The sequence below is a fragment of the Acholeplasma laidlawii genome, assembly GCF_015709225.1.
Taxonomy (GTDB): Bacteria; Bacillota_I; Bacilli_A; order Acholeplasmatales; family Acholeplasmataceae; genus Acholeplasma; species Acholeplasma laidlawii_A.
On the sequence record NZ_JADNRS010000012.1, the window covers coordinates 1 to 23,407 of the forward strand.

Below are 23,407 nucleotides of genomic sequence, written 5' to 3' on the forward strand. Positions count from 1 at the left end.
AGTTCTTTGAATAATTTATATTTAACTTATAGTTACCTGGGCAATTTATAGTCAAAGTTTGATATAATAGAAGATAGGAAAGTAAACGTAAAAAGGGCGATTAAGATGAAAAGAAGATTGTTAATCAGTTTAATATTAATTCTAATGTTATTGATCTCATTCATGCTTGTTTTTCCATTGATGGAGTTAGATTATTCTTTAATCTATACAGTATTTGCTACCATAAGTATTGTATTACTTTCTGTATACTTATTTAGTGGTACTGCCAAGTTCATAGTGATGTTAATTTACTCATTAGTCATTATATTGGGTTTAATCATTATGCCTGATTATGAGCAAGCAATTATTGCTGTTGGTTCACTTATGATCATATTAAACCCATTATCAAACTTTGAAACACATCTAGAAGCAAAACTTATACCGACAGATACTGCACCATTAAGTATTTCATTACGTGGTAAATATTGGCCATTTTATGCATATCGCCAAGAAATGAAAAACTATGTAAGATTACCTCAAACTAAGAAGTTATTTACTAAGAGTTGGTATTTAAAAACAAGACAATTAATTACGATTTTATTCTTATTTACTGCAATATTCTTATTCATTAATGAATTAAAGAATATTTATATTGACCTAAGTAACTATAACCCATTACAAGTCTTTACTTTCTATGGTGTAACATCCTTATTCGTTCTAACCTTTATACTCTATAAAAATGGCTTTAGAGCAATGTTTAGAGCAGCAATAATGTTTATCTTTTTACCGGTTATATTTGCAGCATGGATACTTCCTATATCTTATCTATCACAAGTTATCTTTACAGTGATTATTGCGATCCTTGGTATTACAGATATTGTTTATGAAAAATATTTATCATTAAACCGGGTCGCATATAGTGCCTATAAATATTATGATCCAGATGATCAACGTCATGTCTATGCCAATGAGTTTTATGAGCCACTTGTTTATAATGAAACGTATAATATCGTTGGTATCTATAAATTTAAAAAACATATAGATGAATATCATAAACATCTAAACGATATACTGTTTTATGCAAATAGAAAACACTTTATGATTACTGCATATACCTTCAATGGTAAGGAAATGCACGTGTACACTGAGTTTTATCATAAACATGCAAAGCGTGCTCAAAATTTTAAAAACTATTTAGAAAATATATTACACACAAATATTGAAGCACAAATTGTATATGATAAATACAAACAAATTTATGAGAAAACTTTCTTTCATAAAACAGAGTATATTGTAGCAAGAGCATTATCGCTTGCCAATTTATTAAAAGAACTACAAGTTACGAAAAGAGAATTAATTATATCGATTATTTTCTCGTTTAAAAATAAAGAAGATATCTTGAAATTATCAAAGCATTATTATGTTGCGCGTATGGAAGAGTTAGATGATTTGGATTATTTAGCAGCCAGAGTATCTGTTAAAACACCAAATTCTAATTTTTCTATCGAACAAAAGATAAGGGACATTTTACTAAATGCGATGATTTATCAAGCAACATACGTTAGAATATTAGTATATTACGAAGGGGAAAAACAAAAATGATTAAAAAAGCAGTAGTACCCGCAGCAGGCTGGGGGACAAGGTTTTTACCAATAACTAAAGCAGTACCGAAGGAAATGCTACCAATTATTGATAAACCAGCACTAAGTTATATTATTGAAGAGGCTGTAGCATCAGGGATTGAAGAAATACTAATTATTATTTCATCTAATAAAGGAGCAATCCAATCATATTTTGAACATAATATCGAGTTAGAGCAATTCTTAAAAGAAAAAAATAAATTAGATGATATTAGACTTATCAAAAATACTAGTTATGGTGCAAAAATATTTTACACAACACAAGAAGAACAATTAGGTTTAGGACATGCAGTCTTGCAAGCGGAAAAATTTATTAATGGTGAACCATTTGCAGTATTACTAGGAGACGATGTCTATGTATCAGAAGAAAAACCTGCACTATTACAACTAATTGATGCTTATAATGAAAAAAAATCCAGTATTCTAGGTACGATGGAAGTTCCACTAGAAGACACTAAATTATATGGTATTTGTATACCTAAAAAAGATAGTTCAAAACCGATTGTTGAACTTGAAGGTGTCGTTGAAAAACCTAAATCAAACCCACCATCACACTCAGCAATTTCTGGTAGATATGTACTTACTCCAAAAATATTTCAATTACTTAAGGATCAAACAAGAGGCGCAGGTAATGAGATTCAATTAACAGACTCCATCTTAAGATTAATGGATTATGAAAAAGTGTTTTCACTTGATATGATTGGCAAAAGATATGATATTGGATCAAAGATTGGTTATATTGAAGCTATCATTGATTTCGGTTTAAAACGTGATGACTTGAAAAAGGATTTGAAAGAAATCTTGAGTAAAAAGTTTTAAAACGTGAAAACCATTTTCATTGACAAATATAAAAAAATAAGGTAAATTAAAGGTGCCTAGGAAGTACCCGTGGAACCCAAACATATCTTTTAGGGAATTAAACCATACTGGAGTTGAAGGCCAAATTAACACTTGGAATCCCAACGTATGTGTATAGGAAATTCCCACTTAAAAATAAGAGATTCCAACTCCTTCCTAGGTTTTTATTTTACCCTTTAAAAACAGTTTAGAATGGACACATACATATGAAAAAACACATTGAAAAATTAAATAGATTAACACAATTACATGCAATCGCATCCAATGAAGTAGAAGTGACGAGTTATTTAGAATCTACACTAAAAGGTCAAATCAAAAAAGATAGACTTGGCTCTATTGTTGCATCAACTGGGCAAGGTAGAGCAGTTTTAATTACAGCACCTATTGATGAGGTGGGTATGATTATTACTCAGGTAACCAAACAAGGTCTACTTAAATTTCAAAATGTTGGCTTCATGCATGCTAAGAACTCGATAAATCAATTATTTTTAGTTACAACCAAAAATAAATCTTTTATAGCTACATTAATTGGTAAGCCTTTAACCTATCAATCAGGTGAAGAATTATCTAAAGTAGAAGACTTTAAGTCACTTTATCTAGATGCTGGTTTTAAATCGGATAAAGAAGCATTTGATAAAGGTATTCAAATTGGAGATATGGTAACGCGCTATGCTGAATTTAAGTCGCTTGAAAACGATCGTTTTATCTCAAAAGCTTTAGACACGAGATCATCTGTTTATGTATTAAGTGAACTTTTAGAAGAAGTAGAAAACTTAAAAGTAGCACTTAATGCTGCATTTACTGTTCAAAATAAGATGAACATGAAAGGTGCTAAAACTGCAAGTTACATGATAGAACCTGAGCTAGCAATCAGTTTAGATACAATGGAAAGTACAGATCATACAATACCTGATTTTATTAAATTAGGTGGCGGACCTGTGATTAGCTTCTATGACCAAGGCTTAATCGCTCATCCAAAATTAAGAAATTATGTACTTAACTTGTGTAAACTTAATGAAATTCCTTATCAAGAAGCGCACCAACAATCAGTTTTAAGTGAAGGACATTACCTTCAACTATCAAAATTAGGTGCTGCAACCTTATCCATTGGTATACCCATTAAAAATAAACATTCACATCATCAAATGATAGACTATTCTGACTTAGTTCATACTAAAAAGTTACTAAAACTATTTGTTGAATCCTTAAATGATAAAATCATAGATGAAATATTATATACATAATAAAAGGTACTGTTCAGATTGAACAGTACCTTATTTATTTACTACTTACTTTTTAGCAGGTTCTTTACCTGATTGTACAACTTCAGTTAAAGCAGTCACTGTACCAGCTAAATCGGCTAGATTAGACGGAACTACAATCTTTGTAGCTTGACCCTCAGCAAGGTTAGCAAGTGCCTCATAAGCCTTAATTTGTAGCACGGCTGCATCAGGTGCAGCTTCTTTAATTAACTTGATACCTAATGCTTCAGCTTCTTTTAATTGACGAATGGATTCTGCTTGAGCTTGTGCATTTAAAATCACTTGTTGTTTATCCGCTTGAGCTTTTAAAATGATAGATTCATTAATACCTTCAGCTTCTAAAATCTTAGCGCGTTTTTCACCCTCAGCAATTAAAATGGTTTGACGTCTTTCACGTTCAGCACGCATTTGTTTTTCCATAGAGTCCCTAATATCTTTAGGTGGCATAATGTTTTTAACTTCAACACGGTTAACTTTAATACCCCATTTATCAGTAGCATCATCTAAGATGTGACGCATCTTGGTGTTGATAATATCTCTTGAGGTTAAAGAAGTATCAAGTTCTAAATCTCCTAAGATGTTACGTAATGTTGTTGCGGATAATGCTTCAATCGCTAGTATTGGGTTTTCAACACCATAAGCATAGAGTTTTGGATCTGTAACTTGATAAAATACAATGGTATCGATTTGCATTGTAACATTATCTTTAGTAATTACAGCTTGTGGATCAAAATCTTTAACTTGTTCTTTAAGTGATACTACAGATACAACTCTATCTACAAATGGAATAAGCCAGTGAATACCAACACCCCATGTTGTGTGATAAGCCCCTAAACGTTCTACAACGTACTTTTTAGTTTGTGTAACTATGCGTATACCTGATATTACAAGTAATGCAAGTACACCTAATACAACTACTAATACAATTAATACAACTTGTCCTGGTTCCATATTAATTTGAATCCTCCTTATTAATTTTAGTTACTATAAATTTATTTCCTTCGATTGCAAGAATTCTAACGGTCGCACCTACTTCAATATCTTCTGATGAAATAGCTGTCCAGTTCATATGCTCAAAATCTACTTGACCGCGAGACATTGGTGAAATCGCTGTAATCACTATTGCAGATTTACCTACATAGGCATCAACATTGGTTGAGACGATGTTCTTTTTAAAGTATTTAACTAATGCAGGTCTAGTAAGTATCATAAGAATGAACCCTGTTAAGAAAAATACAATTGTTTGAAGACCAATATTTGTTGGCATAAATATTGAGATGACTAATGCAGGAATAGAAGCAAGTGCAAACCATATACTTACAAATTCTACAGTCATAAACTCTATAATAATCGTAGTAACAAATACTAACAGCCAAAACCATATTGCATATTCAGCAAGAAACTCAATCATTTTATAATACCTCCTTTAATCGAACTTCTAAGATGTTGGAATTTTTATTCCAAACAGCTTTGAATTTCGTCCCCTTTTCTTCAAAATCTAATTCAAATACAGTAGATATTCGACTAATGAATGCTTTGTTAGCGATTCTTCCATAGGAAGCATTCACGCTGATGTTATATCTAGTATGTTCAGGTATATCCCCTCTTAACACATCATCTTTTGATAAAGGACGAAGTAAGATCACATATTTATCCTTATCGTATCCTAACATTACCTGATTGGCAAACTCGAAGAATTGTACACCAGATTTATTCACCGTTAAGTTTGTTGGTGTAATAGTTACTACAATTTCTTTAGGTTCCCCATTAAACCATGTTACACTCATTTAAATCACCTCTCATATCTATATTATAAGGCTAATTATCACAAATGTCAATAAAATTATTAAAGATTATTAAAAATTATTTATAGTTAAAATAAGCAAAAGATGATTGAATTATTTTGGTTATGCTATAATGTATATGATCAACTTCGGGGAGTCCACGTAATGGACTGAGAGGACTTTAATCAAGTCGACCCGTTAAACCTGATCTGGGTGATGCCAGCGGAGGGAAAGTTATAATATTTTTTAACTTTTTATTTCTTTGGCCCCGAAGAAATTTTTTTATTTCCAAGGAGGAAGAAATATGAATCAAAATAGGATTCAGATAAGAAATGTGGTCATCGTATCCACATTACTAGCGATAGCTATCGCACTCGATGTCATAACAGGTTTGATACCTGGACTTAATCTATCCATGCCTTTAGGCGGTAGATTATTTAACATATCATTATTACCAATTATAATGATAGGTATATTTTTAGGGCCGGTTTACGGCATTGTAGGGGCTGTAACTTATGGTTTATTTGGATTTTTTTATGATGGCTATGCCTTAAGTTATTTTGCTACAAATTTGAGTGAAGCGCTCTTAGTCTTTTTCTTAGACTATATTGTGGCATTTGGTACACTTGGGTTAAGTGGATTCTTCAAAAAGGCACTTGACTCACGTATTTGGTTTAGTATCACTGCAGTTGTTGTACTATTAATTAGGTGGTTATCATCTACAATAGTAGGAGCAATCCTTTGGGCATCATATGCATCAGGCAGTGAGTTTACACAAAACTTAATGGCTAGTGTGAATCAAAATGCATTTATCTATTCAGGTATATACAATATAATTTATACTTTAACCACTGCATTAAGTATCATCATTATTGGTAGTTTAGCACTACCTCAGTTTAAAGAATTAAAACTACAGTTTGGATCAAATTAATTTATTAATAATGCTAAGGTAATCCAGACGTGGTTCATAACTAAATGGTATTTGGTGACAATTTTCCTTAAAGAAAGTATAAGGAATTGATTTTCTACCACCTTGTTTTGATGCTTGCCAAAAAGATATGAGATCTTTAAAAAATAAAATGTAATACTCATTATATTGAGACCATCCTATGATTAAAAAAGCAATACCACCATGAGCATCAACATCAGATAAATGATTAATTTGATGCTCATGTACATTGGATAATGGGAAACTTGTTTTAGAATTTGTTTCTTTGGCATCAAAATCAATATAACGACCTTTGTATAAACCGTTAAAATCGGTCGTAGATGGTGTTCTGTAATAGGCTTCAACAATTTTAGCTTTATTACGCGCAGGATAGCTGACATTAACGACTTGAATAGGCGTAGGTTTTTTATGAATTACAGCAATTTGATGAGATAAATAATACTGATTAGTTAAATCTATATCGGATTCTAAAGTCATTCCAAGGTTAGCGTAATTATTAACTTTTTTGATTGGCTTTTTTTTATTTGGGTAGTTCATTTTGCATAATCTCCTATATAAAGGTATTATAAACTAATTAAGATATATTTACATGATAAAGATAAAATATATGTTTTTTTAAACAGAGTCCGAAAAAATATGATATAATATATTAACTGAAAATCGTTACTGAAAGGAAAAACTATTTGTGAGTGAAATACGCTTTTTCGCTTTAGGTGGATTGGGAGAAAACGGTAAAAATATGTATGTCGTTGATATCGATAGACAATATTTTATTTTGGACGCTGGTCTAAAATATCCGACCCAAGAACTATATGGCGTTGATGAAATTATACCAAACTATAAGATGTTTATGAACATCAAGGATCGTGTGAAAGGGATATTTTTATCTCATGCACACGAAGATCATATAGGTGCATTACCGCACATTTTAAAAGATTTAAATGTGCCTATTTATGCTACCCCTTTTACTATGGAGGTAGTAAAAGATTCTTTAAAAGAGAAGAACTTTGACTTAAATAAATTAACACTAAACACAATTGATCAAAACTCAATTATACGTATTGGTAATGTAAAGATTACCTTCTTTTCAACAACGCATTCGATTCCAGAATCAGTAGGAATTGCTCTGCATACGGTTGACGGTGTTATTGTATATACTTCAGATTTTACTTTTGCTCAATACAGTGATCCAAACTATCAAACAGACTTTCCTAAAATTAATGATTTAGCACAGAAAAATGTGATAGCACTATTAGTAGAGTCTTTAGGCTCAACACTAATTCAAGATGGTGGCATTTACAATGCACTAACACATAAAATCAATTCAGTGTATGCAAATGCTGAAGGAAGAATTATCGTTTCTTTATTCTCTTCAGACTTACAAAAAATCCAACGTATTGTAGATATTTCATTAAATCATCATAAAAAGATTGCTATTATTGGTAGACGTGCACAACGTATCGTTGATATAGCGATTGAAAAAGGATATTTAGTGATTCCTAAAGAAGCGCTCGTAAACTTGAAGTTTATTGATGAAAAGAATAAAAATGACGCAAACAATCTAGTTTGCTTGGTTACAGGAAATCGTCATGAACCATTCTATATGTTACAAAGAATGTGTAGAAAACAAGATAGATTAATTCATATTAGTGAAAATGATACCATATTACTTATGACATCACCTGTACCTGGTACAGAGAAGATGGCAGCACGCACACTGGATATTTTATATCGAAGTGATGCGAATATTGAAGTCGTAGATAAAAGGTTATTAGCTTCTAATCACGCGACTGCTGAAGAAATTAAGATGATGATTAATCTATTAAGACCTAAATACATTATACCTACAATTGGTGAATACCGTCACCAATATGGCGTCAAACAACTTGCATTACAAATGAACTATAAAGAAGATCAAATTTTCTTACTAGATAATGGTGATGCTGTCAATTTAAGTAAGGGTAAAGAACCATTTGTCTCAAGAAATGAAATTAAGACATCTGAAATTTTAATCGATGGTACTGCAGTTGGTGATGTGAATGACTTTGTTATGAGAGACAGAGAGTTACTCGCAGCAGATGGTGTGTTACTGATTATTGCAAACATTAATGCAAAACAAAAGAAAGTTTTAGGTGAACCTAAGATTGTATCTAAAGGTTTTGTCCACTTAAACGAAAATGAATCAATGATTGATGAAATTAGAGCAATCTTTGACAAAGTAACAGACAAACACTTAAAGGGTAAATACATCAATTGGAATGAATACAAACTTCAAATAAGAGATGAAGTATCCAAGTATGTGTATCAAACAGCTAGAAGAAGACCAATTACTATACCGGTAATTATATCTACAGAGATAAAAAAAGAAGACTAAGTCTTCTTTTTTATTGTTTAGATAATGATTCTATGAGTTTAGGAAGGTAATATGGTAAATCTATGGGTCTTCTTGCAGTCACGATGTGTTGATCAACTACTACAGGTTTGTCAACCCATGTAGCACCTGCATACATCATATCATCTTTAATACCTGGCGTTGATGTAAGTGTCACACCTTTTAGGATACCTGCACTCGATAAAACCCAGCCAGCATGGCAAATACTTCCAATGATTTTTTTGTGTTCATTTAGGTATCTAACAAATTCTAATACTTTAGGTAGGCGTCTTAGGTAATCTGGTGCCCAACCACCTGGGATGATGATACCATCATATTTGGTAATATCGACTTCATCAAATGATAAATCACTAACTGTTGATAAACCATATTTTCCTTTATAGGTATGCCCTTTAATTTCTGATGCAATATCCACGGTTGCACCAGCTTCTTTAAGTCTGATAAGTGGATAATGAAATTCTAAATCATCATAATCATTTGAAACAATGGTAAGTATACGTTTACTATTTAACATAAGAATTATCCTTTCCTTTTATATCCTTTAATATTATCAATAAGTTTTAATCGATCTTTAAGTGCTTTTTCATAAGCACTTTCATCTTTAGGTACATAATACGTTTTATCCAGTAAGTTATCAGGCAAGTGTGTTTGACTATTTAACGAGCCCGGATCGTTATGAGGGTATTTGTAGCTATCTGGATGTTGTTTAATATATTTGTTATCGATATGTTTTGGTATAGGTCCTGCTAAACCATTTTGGAAATCTTCCATAGCATTATCTAGTGCAGTATAAGCAGTGTTAGATTTAGGAGATAATGCCATATCTACAACTATGACAGATAAAGGTATTCTTGCTTCAGGTAAACCAGTCATTTTAGCAGCTTGAATCGCTGCTAATACCTTTTGACCCATGGTCGGATTTGCAAGTCCTATATCTTCATAGGCAATAACAATCAATCTCCTAAAAATGATTTCCAAGTCCCCGAGTGTTAAGAGTCTGGCTAGATAGTGAATTGAAGCATCAACATCAGAACCTCTAATAGACTTTTGTAGTGCACTTAACATTTCAAAATAGTGGTTTTCATGATCATCTAAGGATAGTTGCGGTTTACCTGCAAGTTTCCTTATGATGTTAGAAGTAATTTTTTGCCCATCATCAACAACTAATGAGGCACTTTCAAGTAAATTGAGTGCTGAACGAATTTCAGAATTAGATGCCCTAATAATGGCTGCTAGTGCATCATCAGTTAATTGGATATCATGATCTAAATATTGAATCGCATTCAGTATAGCAGCTTCAATGTCCTTATCACTAAGCGCTTTAATTTCATATAAATGACAACGACTACGAATCGCCATATTAATACTTTGATATGGATTAAGGGTTGTTAAACCAATCATGATGGCCTTACCACTTTCTAAAAATGGTAAAAGGTAGTCTTGAATATCTGTTTTCATACGATGAATCTCATCAACGATAATGAGTACATCATGATATGCTGTCATATCTAAAATATCTTTTAATTTAGCTTTGTTGTCAGTTGAAGCATTAAAAAAATAAGTATCCAACATGGATTTATCAGAAAAGAGTTTTGCGATTGTAGTTTTACCTGTACCTGGTGGCCCATATAAGATAAAAGACAAGTACTTTTTCTTTTCTATCATTTTGGTTAATACGCCATGTTTACTTAGTAAATGGTCTTGGCCATATACTTCATCAAAATTTTTAGGTCGCATGCGACTTGCTAGTGGTTCCATGATTGATCCTCCTAATTTATTATATCATGTTTGACACTTGAAAATGGCAGTTATGTAATTTCGTCCGGGTTATCACATATAGGTTAAATACACGAACCAACCGTCTTAAAATCTTGTAAAATAGCGCTAAATAACATATAATAATATGTAGATTAATTTTAGTTTAGTCTAACAATTTAAAAAGGGATGTATAATGATGGATTTAAAAGCACATATTGCAGCAGTAAAAGATTTTCCTAAAGATGGTATCCTATTTAGAGATATTACACCTCTGATGTTAGATGGTAAAGCATATAAGTATGCATCTGATCAATTTACTGAGTTTGCAAGATCAAAAAATGCAGATTTAATCGTAGGTCCTGAAGCAAGAGGATTTATTTTTGGTTGTCCGGTAGCAGTTAATTTAGGCGTTGGATTTGCACCAGTTAGAAAACCTGGTAAATTACCTAGAGCATCAGTTACAGTAAGTTATGATTTAGAGTATGGCTCTAACTCATTATCATTACATGAAGATGCAGTGAAACCTGGACAAAGAGTTGTTATTATTGATGATTTACTGGCAACAGGTGGTACAATGCAAGCAACAGTAGAACTTGTTGAAAAACTAGGTGGTATTGTTGTAGGTCTTGCTTTCTTAATCGAGTTGGATGATTTAGAAGGAAGAAAATTACTTAAAAATTACGATGTAAAGACACTGATCAACTACTAAATGAAAAGGATGTGATTATATGATGAACGATGCACTATATAAAGCATTAATCAAGGATATCTCACACTATATTAAAAGTGAATCAAATATCAATTTAATCACAAAAGCTTACGTTGTAGCTAAAGAAAAGCACTTAGGTCAAATGCGTAAAAGTGGGGAACCTTATATTACCCACCCTACTGCAGTTGCCAGAATTTTAGCCGAACTAGAAGCCGGTCCACAAACATTGGTAGCTGCACTACTACATGATACAGTAGAAGATACTGATTATACACTTGAAGGTATTGAAAAAGACTTTGGTAAAGATGTTGCATCACTGGTGGATGGAGTAACTAAGTTAAGTAAACTTCAATTTAAAGATTCATTACAAACAGATAATCAACAAAAGATGCTGTTAGCAATGGCTAAAGATATCAGGGTCATCTTAATTAAAATTTCCGATAGACTTCATAATATGAGAACACTAGACTCAATGGCGCCTGATAGACAAATAGCTATTTCAAAAGAAACTTTAGATATTTATGCACCGATAGCTCACAGACTCGGTCTTTTTAGATGGAAAGCAGAACTTGAAGATAAATCTTTACGCTATGTCCATCCTGCAATGTACTATAAAGTATCTAATTTAGTCAAAGCTAAAAGAGTAGAACGTGAAAGTAATATTAATAACGTTATAGATTATATTAAAGAATTATTTAAAGAATCAGATTTAACTAATTTTGAAATTAAAGGTAGAATTAAAAATATCTATTCCATCTATAAAAAGATGACTAAAGATATGCGAGATTTTGAAGATATTTATGACCTTTTAGCTGTTCGCATTATCGTTGATAAAGTTGAGACATGTTACCAGTCTTTAGGTATTATTCATGCCCACTTTACACCAATTCCAAAACGATTTAAAGATTATATTGCTGTACCAAAGCCAAACCTTTATCAATCACTTCATACAACTGTACTCCATTCAGATGGTACGTTATTTGAAGTTCAAATACGTACAAAAGAGATGGATAAAGTAGCTGAAGATGGTATTGCTGCTCACTGGGCATATAAAGAAAATAAGGTTTACTCTAAAGAAAAAGAACAATTTGAAATGATGTCACGACTCAAGTGGTATGCAGATCTTATGCGTATGACTGAGGATAAAGATGATCAAGGTGAAAACTCAGAAGAATTTGTAGAAACGATTAAGACTGATATATTTTCTGCAAACGTTTATGTCTTTACACCCAAAGGCGAAGTGATTGAATTACCTAGCGGTGGAACACCAATTGACTTTGCATACAAAATCCATACCGATGTAGGTCATAAGATGGTTGGTGCAACAGTAAATAACCGTATTGTTACACTGGACTATGAACTACAAACGGGTGATGTTGTTGCAATCAAGACAAACAAAAACTCATCTGGACCCAGTGAAGATTGGCTTAAAATAGCTAAATCAGCACATGCCAGACATAAGATTAAAGGTTTCATTAATAAGAGCAATTACGAATACACTTTGTCAAATGGTAAAGAACTACTTGAAAAAGAGTTGTTAATCAATAAAAAAGAAGACACAATTACTGATGAATGGGTACGTCAAAATTTTGAAAAAATAGCAATTACCAATTTACAGGATTTATACCTTGAAATTGGTAAAGGTAATGTATCTACTAAAACAGTTCTTAATAAATTGATGCCTGAAATATCAAAAGAACAATTGATTCAGCGTCAAATAGAACGTACACAAAGACAATTAACAGCAACTTCAGATACTGGTGTTATCATTGAAGGTTTAACTACACCACAAATTAAATTAGCTAATTGTTGTACACCAATTCCAGGAGATCCTATCTCTGGTTATGTCACAAAAGGTAGTGGTATTGTTGTCCATGCACAACACTGCATCAACCTACAACAATATGATAAAAACCGTTTAATTCCAGCATATTGGGGTACGAATATAAATAGGAAATATGCAACTTGGATCAAAATTAAAGGTACAACAAGAAATGGTTTATTAACTGAAATTATTCAGACAGCAAATTCAAGTGGTATAGCAATCGCTGAAGTTTCTGCAATTACTAGCCATGAACTTGAAAGTATTATTAAATTAAAAGTGACTTTGAAAGAAAAAAGAGAACTTGATTTATTAATTCTAAACATTCAAAAAGTACCTCAAGTATATTATGTAGAGCGTGAAATTATATGAGAATGTTAGTTACAAAAGTATCTAAAGCAACACTAACAGTAGAAGAAAAACTAATTTCATCTATCAAAGAAGGTTATGTCGTCTATTTTGGTGTTAAAGACACCGATACAGAAGCTTTAGTCGATAAATGTGTAACAAAGTTATCAAATTTACGTATTTATCATGATGAAAATGATAAACTTAACTTGAAACTTGATAAAGATACACAAGAAATATTAGTGGTCTCACAATTTACTTTATACGGTGATGTCACAAATAATAATCGCCCAAGTTTTACTAAAGCAGCAAAACCTGAATTAGCCATGCTACTTTATGAATCTTTTGTAGATAAATTGAAAAAACTAGGTTATAAGGTTCAAACAGGTGTATTTGGTGCGCATATGGTGATAGATGCAACTTATATAGGTCCATTTAATTTAATGTATGAAATAGGAGATTAAATTTGAAAAAGGTAAATTTTAAATTAGTAAATATATTATTATTACTCTTAATAATTGTACTTGCTATTTTTGTTTTGCCGAATATCTCTGGTGTCTTAGGTAAAGCCTTTTATGCCTTATTACCTTTAATTATTGCTTTTGCACTTGCCTATATATTAAATCCACTAATCAACTTATTACAAAAATACAAGATACCTAGATGGCTTGGTATCTTGATTGTTTATTCAATTGTTACAATTTTCTTTGTATATTTAGTATGGGGTGTACTAAAACCAGCCGTGGACAGTATTGGTAATATTTCAGTAGGTATTGAAAATATTATGGTTCAAATTGGTGAAATTTTAAATGTAGATACAACCTCTATGTCGAATTATATCATTGGCTTAGTAGACGAGATTATTGTTGAGATAACAAATTTCTTTACAGCAAGTGGTGGTACGGTTGGTGATGTTTGGAACACACTTATTAGCGGTGCTGTAGTTATAGTTGTAGGAATTATATTCTTACTTAACTTTCCTAGAATACGTCAACACATTAAGGAATACTTAACGATTACTGTCAAGCCTAAAACTGTAAGTTTTGTTGGCACGTTAGATAGGGAATTAACAAACTATTTAGTTGCTGAAATTATTATTGCAGCGATCCAAGCGCTTGAATACGGGACACTAATGCTTGTACTATCTATATTCTTCCCTGAGTTTTTAGTGTTTGTACCACTTGTAGCACTTGTTGCAGCAGTGTTATCTTTAATCCCTTATTTTGGTGGCTATTTCTCTATTTTATTTACAGCTATTATCGTTATGACTGTACCAAATGCTGCTTATGGCATGATTGCTATTGGTATATTTATGCTAATTTTCCCTCAACTAGATGCGTATGTAATTAATCCAAAGATTTATCAAACAAAGCTCAAATTAAACCCAATATCAACCATAGCATTTGTTTTATTAGGTCAAGCATTCTTTGGTATTGTTGGCGCGATACTCTCTGTCCCATTCCAAGTCGTATTAGAAGTAACGATGCAATATTATAAAGATAATATAAAAAGTGGTATCAAAAAAATTAATGAACATCTATAAATAGATTGCTAATTATATCATAAAATGATAAAATATATTACAAATTAAATAAGTTGAAGACAAAGAAAAAGTGATGTATTTATCTTTAAAATGCAAGCGAGTGATTCACAAACAGGTGAAAGAATCACAAAAAGATAGAAGTCACGGGACAACTTTAGAGACTAAAAACACATTATGAGGGCCAGTTAATCTGGAACTAAGGTGGCACCGCGAATTATAGCATTCGTCCTTAGAATTTTTTAAGGGCGTTTTTTGTTAAAAGGAGAAAGAAACTATGAAACAACCAATCATATATTTTGATAATTACATGTTAAGAGATGTAGAACTAAAAGATGCTAAAGACATGTTTGAGTATGGAAAAGACCTAGAAACAGTGAAGTTTTTAAGTTGGGGACCATACAGTGATGTGACAGAAGCTTACGGTTCAATTAAAGAGTTCTTTTTGAAAAGACCTGAAAGAGGTTTACCTGTAGGTTATGCAATCATAGACTTAAAAAATAACAAAATGATTGGGACTATAGACTTTCATACGATGGTATCTGATGGTGTTGTTGAAGTAGGTTTTTGTTTGAATAAAGCATATTGGAATAAAGGCATTATGTCTAAGTCACTACAAAAGATATTAGAAGTGGGTTTTTATTTTCATGGTTATAAGAAGATAGTCATTGGCCATGCAAATGAAAATTTTCAAAGTATGCGCGTCATAGAAAAAAATAACTTCATATTTGAATATGAAGATCAAAAGAAATACTATAACCGTTTTACAGGTTTAAATGAACCATCAAAATGGTATTACTTAACAAAGGAGACGTTTAAAAAATGAACTATATAAAAGTTAAGGGTACATATGATGTATTACCTACTGAAGCAGAAAATTGGGTTGCTTTAGAATCATATGTTAGACAACTATTTAAAACATATAACTATGGTGAAATTAGAACACCGATGATGGAATATTCTAATGTAATTCACCGTGAAACTGAATTATCTGATATGGTTATCAAAGAAACCTATAATTTTAAAGATAAATCAGATCGTGATTTAACTTTAAGACCAGAAGGTACAGCAGGTGTTATTCGAAGTTATGTAGAAAATAAACTTTACGCTCAAGCTGGTGTGACTAAACTTTATTATATGGGACCTAATTTTAGATATGAGCGTCCTCAAAAAGGCCGCTTTAGACAATTTATGCAGTTTGGATGTGAGGTCTTAGGATCTAATGAACCAAGTATTGATGCAGAAGTTATTGAACTAGCTTATGAAACAATCTATCGTTTAGGTTTAAAACAAGTAAGTGTTAAACTTAATAGTTTAGGTGATGATGATTCAAAAAGAAACTATAGACAAGCCCTTATTGATTTTTTAACACCTGTAAAGGAAAAATTATCAAAGGATTCTCAAGATAGACTCACAAATAATCCACTCCGTATCTTGGATTCTAAGGATCCGGCGGACATTGAACTCATCAAAGATGCTCCATTACCACTTGATTACTTAAATGAAACCTCAAAAAAACATTTTGAAGCAGTACTCGAATTACTAAACCTCATGAATATCCCATATGAAATTGATAAGAAATTAGTTCGTGGACTAGATTACTATGCACATACAGTATTTGAAATTCATGCAACAATTAAAGGATTTGGTGCACAAAATGCTTTAGGTGGCGGTGGTAGATATCAAAACCTAGTTAAAGAATTAGGTGGTCCAGATACACCGGGTATTGGTTATGCGTTTGGTATGGAAAGATTACTTAGTGCACTGGAACAAGAAGGTATTGCACTGACTAGTCCTAAACAACTTGATGTCTATTTCATTACATTTGATCAACAAAGTAGAAAAAAGGCAATAGAGTTACAACACCATTTAAGAAGTGAAAACATTTTATCTGATATTGATCACTTAAATAGAGGATTTAAACCTCAACTTAAAGAAGCATTAAGATATGATTCTAAATACATCATTATTATTGGAGAAAATGAATTAAATAACAATGTTGTACAATTGAAAAATACAAAAACTGAAGAACAAGTAGAAGTATCTATGGATACCTTAACTGATACGCTAAAGGAGCTATTATAATTATGAGTACATATAGCCATCATAATAATGAATTAACAATTAAAAATTTAAATGAAACCGTCTTTTTAAAAGGGTGGGTTTCTAAGGTTAGAAACTTAGGTGGACTTATTTTTATGGACCTTAGAGACCAATATGGTATTACACAATTAGTTGTAAGACCAAATAGTGCACTCTATGAACGTGCAAGTCAAGTAAGATCTGAGTATGTTGTAGAAGTTAAAGGTATTGTCATTGAACGTGAATCTAAAAATAAATTCATGACAACTGGAGATATTGAAATTGATGTTATTGAACTAAATATTTTAAATACAGCCATGACAACACCAATTACTATTTCAGAACAAGATAATATTTCAGAAGAAGTTCGATTAAAATATAGATATTTAGATTTAAGAAAGCCAACATCAAAAAACTATTTATTACAAAGAAGTAAGATTACTCAAAGTATTAGAAATTCTTTACTTAAAAATAACTTCTTAGAGTTAGAAACGCCATACTTAGTTAAAACAACACCAGAAGGTGCTAAAGAGTTTATTGTACCTTCAAGACTTTATCATGGTGAAGGTTATGCACTTGCACAATCTCCTCAAATGTTTAAACAATTATATATGGTATCTGGCTTTGAAAAATACTTCCAATTTGCTAGATGTTTTAGAGATGAAGACTTAAGAGCTGACCGTCAATTAGAGTTCACTCAAATTGACATTGAAGCATCATTTATTAATCAAGAAGATATTATGAAACTTGGTGAAGAAATGATGTCAAGTATGTTTGAAGACATCTTAGGTAAAGAATTAAAATTACCAATAGCACGACTAACATATAAAGATGCTTTTGATATGTACGGCTCAGATAAACCAGACTTAAGATATGAATTAAAAATTGAAGACTTAACAGAAAAGCTAAGTACTTATCAAGTACCTTTATTTGAATCTAAAGCATCCTTAAGAGGCTTTACTTTACCAAATAATGCTTTATTTACACGTAAATACTTTGACAAATTAACAGAAATTGTTAAGAAAAACCATGGAGATACACTTGCATATGTGAAACATGAAGGTGGTCAACTAAGTGGTTCGGTGGCTAAATTTTTTGATGAAAACGTAGTTGCTGATGGTTATACATTATTTATCGTGCCAGGTACTTATGAAGGTGCAACCAATGCTTGTGGTGCCTTAAGAAAAGAATTAGCCAAAGATTTAGGTTATATCGATGATACTTTAGAAAGTTTAGTATGGATTGTTGACTTCCCATTATTTGAATATAGTGAAGAAGATCAAAGATTATATGCTAGACACCATCCATTTACAGCACCTAAAGATTTAGAAGACTTTAGAAACAATCCAAAAGATACATTAGCCAAAGCTTATGACCTTGTATGGAATGGTTATGAAATTGGTGGCGGATCAATGCGTATTTATAACCAAGAAGTTCAAAATGAAATGTTTGAAAAATTAGGATTTACGCAAGAAGAAATCAGAAATAAATTTGGATTCTTCATTGATGCATTAAAATATGGTACACCACCACATGGTGGTATTGCATTCGGATTAGACAGAATTGTAATGCTTGCAACTAAGACAGACAACATTAGAGACGTTATTGCGTTCCCTAAGACACAATCCGCTAGAGATATTATGATGGAATCTCCAAGTCCAATTGATAAACTCCAATTAGAGGACTTAGGATTGAAGGTGATTAAATGAAAACATTAATTTTAGCTGGTGGATGCTTTTGGGGTGTTGATGCTTATTTTAGACAACTTAAAGGTGTCATAGATACAAAATCAGGCTATGCAAATGGCAATAAAGAAAATCCGACGTATAGAGAAGTATGTAATGGTGTTGCAACCCATGCAGAGGCAGTCAAAATTACATATGACCCAAAAGGTATTTCGCTAGATCAATTACTAGAACACTTTTTTAGAATTGTAGAACCAACATCATTAAACCGACAAGGTAATGATGTTGGTATTCAATACCGTAGCGGTATATACTATGAAGATTTAGAAACTAAAGCAACTGCTGATGCCTATATTTCAAAAGAACAACAAAAATATAAAGAGAAAATTGTAGTTCAAGTAGAGCCATTAACTCAATTTTTCTTAGCAGAAGACTATCATCAAGATTACCTAGAGAAAAATCCAACTGGTTATTGCCATATTGATTTGGGACTTGCAAAGGCAGATGAAGTGAAATGAAAAATCAAAACTACATCTCCTGGGACCAATATTTTATGGGTGTGGCAAAGTTATCAGCTCTAAGATCAAAAGATCCAAATACTCAAGTAGGTGCTTGTATTATTAACCCGGATAGACGTATTGTGGCAATCGGATATAATGGCTTACCAATGGGTTTATCAGATGATGAAGATTTTTGGCAAAAAAACGAGGACTATTCAAAATCTAAATATGCATATGTGGTCCATGCAGAGGCTAATGCGATATTAAATGCAACAACTAGTCTTAAAGATGCAACGCTCTATGTCACTTTATTTCCCTGTAATGAATGTATGAAACTACTTGTACAAGCAGGCGTTAAAGAAATTGTTTACATGTCAGATAAAGATAAAGGTAAAGAAAGTCACATCGCATCAACAACAATGATGAAAAAAGCAGGTATCACAGCAAGACAAATCCAATTGGAGACAATCGTACTTGAAACAGACAAGTAAATTAAAAACACTTTTTCACAGTGTCATATTTGCATATATTTACTTAATGATTGCCTTAGTTATACCAACCAATTATAGTGTGACAGCACCAAATATGTCACGCTCTACAAATACCATGGTAAGCATTGAAGGGAAAAATCAAACACCACATTTAAAGTCGGTGTCTGTTTTATCGATGTCAAGGATTACTGGATTTGCGCGTATGCTTTATGAGATAAATCCTCAGTTTGAAGTGGAACCACTTCAATATGCTGAATCCGTACTATCTCCTTATGAGAATCATCTTCGAGGGATCATCCAAAAAGAGGCGTCTTTTGAGCAATCTTTAATTACCGCTTATACATTAGCACATGAGACTAACGATAGTATAACTATTGATTACGACTTAGTAGGTATGATAATTGACTTTAGATCGCCTGAATACAATACATTAAAAATTGGTGATATCATCACGGATATTGATGATAATAACTTCACTGATTATGAAACAATGGGGATGTATTTTATTCTAAATGAAGGTGACTTTAAACTCGATGTACTAAGAGATGATAAAGTAATAGAAATTACCATTAACAAAACAAGCGATGCGATATTTAGGTTTTATCCAAAATATCAAATTAATCAAGCATCACCACAGTATAGTCTGCCTGGTATGGACACGAATCTAACAGGTCCATCTGCGGGAATGATGTATACTTTAAGTATTTATTTTGCTTTAATCGATTATGATGCAATTAATGTGGATATTGTTGGAACTGGAACAATTAGATATAATAATGAAATCGGTCCTATTGGGGGATTAGTTCAAAAAATATATGGTGCACAAAAAGAAGGTATCAAACACTTCTTAATACCTGCAGTACATTATGATGAAGTGAAACACTTATCACACTTAATCAATATATATCCAGTAGCCACAATTGAAGAAGCAATCGAGGTTATAACCAATGAAGTACTTAACTAAATTATGGAATCAATCTAAGGTAGTTAGATACCGATTAGATGATCTAACAACAATCAAGTCAACATTTTTAAGCGTTTTAGGTAGTTTAATCATAACTACCTTATTGCTTTTACCGGTTTACCTGATATTCGTCCAATTATTTATGTTTGTTGAACTACAATTGCTCCTAATCATTCTATTATTCATATTATCTGTAATTGCTGTGTTCATCTATGAATATTTAATGTATTATATACATGGGTTGTTTGAACCAAAAATCAAGTTATTGAATACAAAATCACTAGTTATTGTCGAAGGTAGCATTATGAGTGCTTTGCTTGTGGTTGTAGGTATTATTTTTGTATTGATATTTTTACAAGGAGCTTAAACATGATTTTATCTTATATCATAATGGCAGTACTTATCTTAGTAGATGTCATACTTAAACAAATATTTTCAAATTTATATGCAGCTGGAAGTATTGTATCTGTAATCGATAATACACTTTATGTAGGTTATGTACAAAACACAGGAGCCTCCTTTGGATTACTTCAAGGACAACAATTTTTATTTTTCATCATCACCTTATTTGCTTTAGTATTATTTGGATATTTTTTCTCAAAATCAGATTGGAAAACAAAAAAGGTCTATACGATTGCCTTTATATTACTGATCAGTGGTACATTAGGTAATGCAATAGACCGAGTATTATTTGGTTATGTCATTGACTATGTTCAAATGCCATTTCTTCCAATTGTAGGTGGAACAATATTTAATTTTGCAGACGTATTATTAAATGCTGGTGTTGTTTTACTACTGATTGATATATTAATACTAGACACACTAAGACAGAAAAAGATAAAGAAGGATACACAAAATGAAATTTAAAATTACAGAACAAGCAGATAGCCGTTTAGACCACTTTTTAGTATCGTCAACAGAACTCAATAGAAGTCAAATTACTACACTTATCAAAGATGGGTTTGTCATGGTGAATGGATCAACTACTAAAGCTGGTTATAAGTTAAAAAGTGGTGATGAAATTACCCTAGACCTTGAAGCTAAAGAAGAGGTTAATCCACTTAAACCTAAAGATATTGATTTAAATATCGTTTATGAAGATGATGATATTATGGTCATTAACAAACCTAAAGGATTAGTAGTTCACCCGTCTGAAACGTTTAGTGAAACAACCTTAGTGTCTGGTTTGCTACATCATACAGGTACACTATCCACACACAATGATGATCCTTTAAGACCTGGTATTTTACATCGCATTGATAAAGATACATCTGGCCTTATTTTGGTTGCTAAAACAAACGAAGCACATAAAATATTAGCCCAAGATTTAAAACTTCATGAAATCAAGCGTGAATATATTGCACTCGTTGAAGGTGTTTTAGATCATAATAAAGGTGTTATTGATGCACCAATTGCGAGACACCCAAAAATTCGTACAAAAATGGCTGTTGTAGCAACTGGTAAACCAGCAATTACACATTTTGAAGTGATGAGAACCTTTAGAGATCATACATTACTTCATTGTAAATTAGAGACAGGTAGAACACATCAAATACGTGTTCATTTAGCATATATTAAACATCCAGTTACTGGAGATCCATTATATGGTACAAAAGCTAAAGTATTAAAGGATGGCCAGTTATTACATGCATTTAGATTAGAATTTGTGCATCCTATTACAAAAAAAGTAATGATGCTTGAAGCACCATTACCACCTGAATTTGAAAGTTATTTAGTTACTTTAGGTTAAATTTTGTTTTGTGACATTCTTAAAGTTCATTTTGGCTATTTTACTTAACCCATCTAAACCATGCGTGTCATAAATTTCTTTAATTTGAACATCGACTTCTTTACTAGCACCAAGTTTTAATTTCATATTGAATTTCTTGGAGTATCGATGCATTTTAACTAAAAATGCATAACGTGCTATGATGGAAGCAGCAGCAACACTTAAGTGTACAGACTCTGCTTTGGTGTAAAACTCAACATCGCGGTACACTAACTTTTCATCCTTTAGATAGTTAAAGTAGTGTGTTGGTAAACAAAATTGATCTAAAATTACAGGCACTGCAGCTTCAACTTTTGAAGTTGTCTTAATAATCATATGATTATGTAACAGCGCTTTAATTTTGTTTAAGTTCAAACCTTTCTGGGTTTGTTCATTAAACTTCTCAGGGGTTAATATCACAATAGAGTGTGTTAATCGCTTTGCAATGACAGGACCTAGTTTGACAATTTCTTTATTAGTCATGGATTTAGAATCTTTAACACCTAGTTTTTCTAGGAATTCGATATCTTCAATCGAGGCGTATGCACTACATACAATTACTGGACCTAAAGCATCACCTGTACCGACTTCATCAGAACCGATTGCAGCATAATTAGTAATGTTTAAAAAAGATTTTATAGCAACTAATTCAGGATTGATCTCTTCACCTTGAAGTACAACTTTACCTGATTTAAATGCACTAATACGTGTATCATTATGATGAGCAACAAAAAAAACATATGGCTGCTCCACTTTTAATAAATAATTGTTATAAAATTGTTTAAGCAAAACTAGCTGGTCGCTAGATAAGCTAATTGTATAATTTCTCAATATTCTTCACCTACTGAGTAATATTATACCATAAAAAGTGTGAAA

Annotated in this window: 25 protein-coding genes and 1 riboswitch; of the genes, 18 read left to right on the top strand and 7 right to left on the bottom strand. The window is 31.9% G+C overall.

Annotation, left to right across the window (positions count from 1 at the left end):
- The first annotated feature begins 105 nt into the window (after positions 1 to 105).
- The 3 genes from IY230_RS00840 (at position 106) to IY230_RS00850 (ending at position 3,721) form a co-directional block, all read left to right on the top strand.
- A complete protein-coding gene (locus IY230_RS00840) occupies positions 106 to 1,581 on the top strand; it encodes a hypothetical protein (RefSeq protein ID WP_196369457.1) in 1,476 nt (491 codons plus the stop codon).
- Positions 1,578 to 2,438, top strand: a complete 861-nt coding sequence (locus tag IY230_RS00845) for a UTP--glucose-1-phosphate uridylyltransferase (protein WP_196369458.1) — start codon at positions 1,578 to 1,580, stop codon at positions 2,436 to 2,438. The genes IY230_RS00840 and IY230_RS00845 overlap by 4 nt, the downstream gene beginning before the upstream one ends.
- Before the next feature lie 245 nt (positions 2,439 to 2,683).
- Positions 2,684 to 3,721, top strand: a complete 1,038-nt coding sequence (locus IY230_RS00850; RefSeq protein ID WP_196369459.1) for a M42 family metallopeptidase — start codon at positions 2,684 to 2,686, stop codon at positions 3,719 to 3,721.
- Between the two features lie 45 nt (positions 3,722 to 3,766).
- Here IY230_RS00850 and IY230_RS00855 read toward each other — a convergent pair whose 3' ends face one another.
- Genes IY230_RS00855 through IY230_RS00865 form a run of 3 tightly spaced genes read right to left on the bottom strand, consistent with a single transcriptional unit; the run spans position 3,767 to position 5,526 of the window.
- The gene (locus tag IY230_RS00855; protein ID WP_196369460.1) at positions 3,767 to 4,690 is read right to left on the bottom strand and encodes an SPFH domain-containing protein; all 924 of its coding nucleotides are present in this window, start codon (positions 4,688 to 4,690) and stop codon (positions 3,767 to 3,769) included.
- Position 4,691: 1 nt separating this feature from the next.
- Positions 4,692 to 5,150, bottom strand: a complete 459-nt coding sequence (locus tag IY230_RS00860; RefSeq protein WP_196369461.1) for an NfeD family protein — start codon at positions 5,148 to 5,150, stop codon at positions 4,692 to 4,694.
- A 1-nt stretch (position 5,151) separates the two neighbouring features.
- Entirely contained in the window at positions 5,152 to 5,526 is a 375-nt protein-coding gene (locus IY230_RS00865) for a hypothetical protein (RefSeq protein ID WP_196369462.1), read from the bottom strand.
- 137 nt (positions 5,527 to 5,663) lie between these two features.
- Positions 5,664 to 5,771, top strand: a riboswitch (TPP riboswitch).
- A gap of 56 nt (positions 5,772 to 5,827) precedes the next feature.
- Here IY230_RS00865 and IY230_RS00870 point away from each other — a divergent pair.
- Complete coding sequence (locus tag IY230_RS00870) at positions 5,828 to 6,454, top strand: energy-coupled thiamine transporter ThiT (protein ID WP_196369463.1); 627 nt, start codon at positions 5,828 to 5,830, stop codon at positions 6,452 to 6,454.
- Here IY230_RS00870 and recU read toward each other — a convergent pair.
- On the bottom strand, positions 6,446 to 7,009 hold the full coding sequence (gene recU, locus IY230_RS00875; protein WP_196369464.1) for a Holliday junction resolvase RecU: 564 nt from the start codon (positions 7,007 to 7,009) through the stop codon (positions 6,446 to 6,448). The two genes, IY230_RS00870 and recU, sit on opposite strands and share 9 nt — an antisense overlap.
- Before the next feature lie 148 nt (positions 7,010 to 7,157).
- On the opposite strand from recU, the gene IY230_RS00880 reads away from it, so the two are divergent.
- Positions 7,158 to 8,846: a ribonuclease J gene (locus tag IY230_RS00880; RefSeq protein WP_196369465.1), complete on the top strand. Its 1,689-nt coding sequence runs from the start codon at positions 7,158 to 7,160 to the stop codon at positions 8,844 to 8,846.
- Positions 8,847 to 8,856: 10 nt separating this feature from the next.
- On the opposite strand, the gene IY230_RS00885 is transcribed toward IY230_RS00880, so the two are convergent.
- Together IY230_RS00885 and IY230_RS00890 are read right to left on the bottom strand one after the other, a co-directional pair.
- Positions 8,857 to 9,378, bottom strand: a complete 522-nt coding sequence (locus IY230_RS00885) for a type 1 glutamine amidotransferase domain-containing protein (protein WP_196369466.1) — start codon at positions 9,376 to 9,378, stop codon at positions 8,857 to 8,859.
- A gap of 5 nt (positions 9,379 to 9,383) precedes the next feature.
- Positions 9,384 to 10,622 carry a replication-associated recombination protein A gene (locus IY230_RS00890; protein WP_196369467.1) on the bottom strand — a complete coding sequence of 413 codons (1,239 nt, stop codon included), beginning with the start codon at positions 10,620 to 10,622 and terminating at the stop codon, positions 9,384 to 9,386.
- Between the two features lie 196 nt (positions 10,623 to 10,818).
- Here IY230_RS00890 and IY230_RS00895 point away from each other — a divergent pair, with 196 nt between their 5' ends.
- The 13 genes from IY230_RS00895 to IY230_RS00955 all read left to right on the top strand — a co-directional run bounded on the left by IY230_RS00895 (position 10,819) and on the right by IY230_RS00955 (position 22,513).
- Positions 10,819 to 11,331, top strand: a complete 513-nt coding sequence (locus tag IY230_RS00895; protein ID WP_196369488.1) for an adenine phosphoribosyltransferase — start codon at positions 10,819 to 10,821, stop codon at positions 11,329 to 11,331.
- A 19-nt stretch (positions 11,332 to 11,350) separates the two neighbouring features.
- Positions 11,351 to 13,525 (top strand): RelA/SpoT family protein, encoded by a 2,175-nt coding sequence (locus IY230_RS00900; protein ID WP_196369468.1) that lies wholly within the window; start codon positions 11,351 to 11,353, stop codon positions 13,523 to 13,525.
- Positions 13,522 to 13,965 (top strand): D-aminoacyl-tRNA deacylase, encoded by a 444-nt coding sequence (dtd, locus tag IY230_RS00905; protein ID WP_196369469.1) that lies wholly within the window; start codon positions 13,522 to 13,524, stop codon positions 13,963 to 13,965. Before IY230_RS00900 ends, dtd begins: the two co-directional genes overlap by 4 nt.
- A 2-nt stretch (positions 13,966 to 13,967) precedes the next feature.
- On the top strand, positions 13,968 to 15,044 hold the full coding sequence (locus IY230_RS00910) for an AI-2E family transporter (protein ID WP_196369470.1): 1,077 nt from the start codon (positions 13,968 to 13,970) through the stop codon (positions 15,042 to 15,044).
- Positions 15,045 to 15,318: 274 nt separating this feature from the next.
- Positions 15,319 to 15,867 (top strand): GNAT family N-acetyltransferase, encoded by a 549-nt coding sequence (locus IY230_RS00915; protein WP_196369471.1) that lies wholly within the window; start codon positions 15,319 to 15,321, stop codon positions 15,865 to 15,867.
- Entirely contained in the window at positions 15,864 to 17,126 is a 1,263-nt protein-coding gene (gene hisS / locus IY230_RS00920) for a histidine--tRNA ligase (RefSeq protein ID WP_196369472.1), read from the top strand. Before IY230_RS00915 ends, hisS begins: the two co-directional genes overlap by 4 nt.
- A 2-nt stretch (positions 17,127 to 17,128) precedes the next feature.
- A complete protein-coding gene (gene aspS / locus IY230_RS00925) occupies positions 17,129 to 18,832 on the top strand; it encodes an aspartate--tRNA ligase (protein ID WP_196369473.1) in 1,704 nt (567 codons plus the stop codon).
- Positions 18,829 to 19,326, top strand: coding sequence for a peptide-methionine (S)-S-oxide reductase MsrA (gene msrA / locus IY230_RS00930; RefSeq protein ID WP_196369474.1), 498 nt, complete (start codon positions 18,829 to 18,831; stop codon positions 19,324 to 19,326). Before aspS ends, msrA begins: the two co-directional genes overlap by 4 nt.
- The gene (locus tag IY230_RS00935; RefSeq protein ID WP_196369475.1) at positions 19,323 to 19,799 is read left to right on the top strand and encodes a deoxycytidylate deaminase; all 477 of its coding nucleotides are present in this window, start codon (positions 19,323 to 19,325) and stop codon (positions 19,797 to 19,799) included. The genes msrA and IY230_RS00935 overlap by 4 nt, the downstream gene beginning before the upstream one ends.
- Complete coding sequence (locus tag IY230_RS00940; protein WP_196369476.1) at positions 19,783 to 20,763, top strand: S16 family serine protease; 981 nt, start codon at positions 19,783 to 19,785, stop codon at positions 20,761 to 20,763. The genes IY230_RS00935 and IY230_RS00940 overlap by 17 nt, the downstream gene beginning before the upstream one ends.
- On the top strand, positions 20,747 to 21,130 hold the full coding sequence (locus IY230_RS00945; protein ID WP_196369477.1) for a hypothetical protein: 384 nt from the start codon (positions 20,747 to 20,749) through the stop codon (positions 21,128 to 21,130). The genes IY230_RS00940 and IY230_RS00945 overlap by 17 nt, the downstream gene beginning before the upstream one ends.
- 2 nt (positions 21,131 to 21,132) lie before the next feature.
- Positions 21,133 to 21,630: a signal peptidase II gene (lspA, locus tag IY230_RS00950; RefSeq protein ID WP_196369478.1), complete on the top strand. Its 498-nt coding sequence runs from the start codon at positions 21,133 to 21,135 to the stop codon at positions 21,628 to 21,630.
- A complete protein-coding gene (locus tag IY230_RS00955) occupies positions 21,620 to 22,513 on the top strand; it encodes an RluA family pseudouridine synthase (protein WP_196369479.1) in 894 nt (297 codons plus the stop codon). Before lspA ends, IY230_RS00955 begins: the two co-directional genes overlap by 11 nt.
- On the opposite strand, the gene rnhC is transcribed toward IY230_RS00955, so the two are convergent.
- Entirely contained in the window at positions 22,505 to 23,362 is an 858-nt protein-coding gene (gene rnhC / locus IY230_RS00960; protein ID WP_196369480.1) for a ribonuclease HIII, read from the bottom strand. The two genes, IY230_RS00955 and rnhC, sit on opposite strands and share 9 nt — an antisense overlap.
- Between the last annotated feature and the right edge of the window lie 45 nt (positions 23,363 to 23,407).